This is a genomic window from Dietzia sp. CQ4, assembly GCF_014145125.1.
GTDB classification, from domain to species: Bacteria; Actinomycetota; Actinomycetes; order Mycobacteriales; family Mycobacteriaceae; genus Dietzia; species Dietzia natronolimnaea.
Genome location: NZ_JAALDZ010000103.1, coordinates 1 through 2,769 on the forward strand (window position 1 = coordinate 1; position 2,769 = coordinate 2,769).

Sequence of the window (2,769 nt, forward strand, 5' to 3'; positions counted from 1 at the left end):
CCGACCGACCCGCCGCCGAGGCCGCCGACCGGCGTCGCCGGGCCACCGCCGTCGTGGGCGTCGTGGCCACCCTCGCCGCACTCGCCCACGCGCAGGGGATCCCCGATCACCTGCACGAGGAGATCCGACTGGCCTATACGGACACCGACGGCGACGGCGAGCGCGCCGACCGCTTCCCGCCCGGGCCCGAGTCCCACTACGCCGAGGTCGACAGGGTCATCCTCGAGGCGTTCCCGGGCCGCGAGAAGACCGACCTCGTCGTCGTCAGCACCGCCGACGCCTTCCTGGCCTACCACCCGTACCTGGCCTACCAGGCCGTCACCTCCCACTACGCCAACCCGCTCGGTCGGTACGACGAGCGCAACGAGGTGATGCTCGGCTGGGAGGACGCCACCAGCGGCGACGAGCTGTACGCCATGATGAACGACACGCCGTGGCGGCGCCCGGACGCCGTGGTCGCCCGCCCCTCGGGTTCCGGGTACGCGCTGCGCCTGGCCGAGGACACCTATCCCAACGACCCCAACGTGCGCCGGTTCGGCGTCACCATCCCCGCCGAGGCCGTGGAGGGCCCCCACTTCGAGGTCCACGACGTCGGACCGTTCGCCGTGATCGTGGTGCGATGAGGTGACCCCACTGTGACGGCGAGCGACCGGCGCCCCCTCGGGCTGCACCCCTACCCGGGGATGGACCGCGACCGACGGCTGGCCTTGATCACCGGCTTCCTCGGCGCGTTCCTGGCGATCCTGTCCGGGTTCCTCCCGGTCCACCAGGACACCACCGAGGTGCGCTGGACCGCCGGACCCGACTACGCCTCCGTCACCGCGCCGCTGGTCTCCGGGAGGCCGCTCGACCTGACCATCACCGCACCGTGTGGCCCGTTGTCGCAGGTTCCCGACGACACGATCGTGTTCTCGACCCTGCCCGAGGGCGCACCCGGTCGGATCTCCGACGGCCTCGTGGTGCAACGCTCGGCCGACGCCGCGGGGGACCCCGCCATCGAGGTGGCGGTCCGCAACACCACCCTGCTCTCGGTCCCCCTGTCCACCCTCCGGGACCCGGCCTGCGAGTCGCTGCGGGTCCGGGCCGAGGTCGGGGTGCTGGTGGCCGAGCTCACCGGCCTGTCCGAGGTCGGGGGCCAGGGCGGGGACGACGAGAACGGGGAGGACCCGGTCAGCGCGGCCGTCCCGGGAACCATGCGCCCGCAGGTGACAGGGGTGTTCACGGACCTCACGCCCACCTCCGCGCCCGACGGGCTGGGCGAGTCGACGGTGGAGATCACCGTCGACTCCCGCTACTCCTCCAGCCCCACGGCGCTCAAGCTGGCGTTGATGGTGCTCGGGGTCCTGGCCACCCTCGCCTCGGTGGTGTTCCTGCACCGCCTCGACGGGATCGACGGACGGTCCGACCGCCGGTTCGTCCCCCGCTCGTGGACGCGGTTGTCGGCGGTGGACGGCGTGGTGGTGGGCGTCCTGGGGTTCTGGCACCTCGTCGGCGCCAACACCTCCGACGACGGCTACCTCCTCACCATGGCCCGGTCGGCCGGACCCAGCGGGTACATGGCCAACTACTACCGCTGGCTCGGATCCCCCGAGTCGCCCGTGGGGTGGTACTACGAGATCCTGCGGCTGTTCGCCGAGGTGTCCACCGCGAGCCCGTGGATGCGCCTGCCCACCCTGGCGTGCGGCATCCTGGCGTGGCTGATCATCAGCCGGGAGGTGGTCCCGCGCCTGGGCCGGCTCGCCCGCACCTGGCACCGGCCGCGCTGGACGGGCGCCGCGCTCTTCCTGGCCTTCTGGATGGCGTTCAACAACGGACTGCGGCCCGAGCCCGTGATCGCGCTGGGCGCGCTGCTCACCTGGTCGCTCGTGGAGCGGTCCATCGCCACGCGCAGGCTCGTCCCGGGCGTCGCCGCGATCGGGGTGGCCGCGTTCTCCCTCGGGGCCGGGCCGACCGGGCTCATGTGTGTGGCCGCCCTGGCCGCGGGCGCACGCGAGTTCGTCCGCATGGTCCGCCGCCGCGCCCTGGTGGTCGGCTGGGCCCCCATCCTCGGTCCGGTCCTCGCGGTGGGACTGGCCCTGCTCTACACGGTGTTCGCCGACCAGACCCTCGCCGCCGTCCTCGAGGCCACCCGCATCCGCACCGAGCTCGGCCCGAGCCTTCCCTGGTACGGGGAGAAGGACCGCTGGGAGGCGTTGTTCGGGGTGTCCGCCGACGGCGGTGTGGCCCGGCGCTTCCCCGTCCTGCTCATGCTGATGTGCCTCGCGCTCGTCACGGCCGTGATGCTGCGCCGGGGCAGGATCCCCGGGGCCGCCGCCGGACCGTCCCGCCGGCTCATCGGCGTGATCGCCGGCTCGCTGCTGTTCCTGGTGTTCACCCCCACCAAGTGGACCCACCACTTCGGGGTGTTCGCCGGGCTCGCCGGGGCGCTGGCCGTCCTGGCGGTGATCGCCCTGCGGTCCTCGACCGTCTCGCTGCGCCGCAGCCGGTGGCTCGTCGGCGCCGCGTTGTGCCTCGTCGTGGGCCTGTCCACGGCGACCAACAACACCTGGTGGTACGTCTCCGACTACGGCATCCCGTTCTCCGACACCTTCCCCGACGTGCTGGGGGTCCAGGTCCAGTACGTCGCGTTCATCGGCGGCCTGGTGTGCCTGCTGGTGGCCGGACTCATCCACGCCGGGATCCTGCCCGACTCGCCCGACGGCGCGGTCGCCCGCAGGGTCGCCCGGGCCGTCCCCTTCCGCCGCTCGGGCCCGGACACCCCCGCCGCCC

Annotated in this window: 2 protein-coding genes; both read left to right on the forward strand. The window is 73.3% G+C overall.

Annotation, left to right across the window (positions count from 1 at the left end):
- Positions 1-623: arabinofuranosyltransferase (locus G6031_RS06760; RefSeq protein WP_182645625.1), on the forward strand; the 623-nt coding region annotated here is incomplete at its 5' end.
- A gap of 12 nt (positions 624-635) precedes the next feature.
- Positions 636-2,769 (forward strand): arabinosyltransferase domain-containing protein (locus G6031_RS06765; protein ID WP_347238454.1); only part of this gene is annotated, 2,134 nt, incomplete at its 3' end.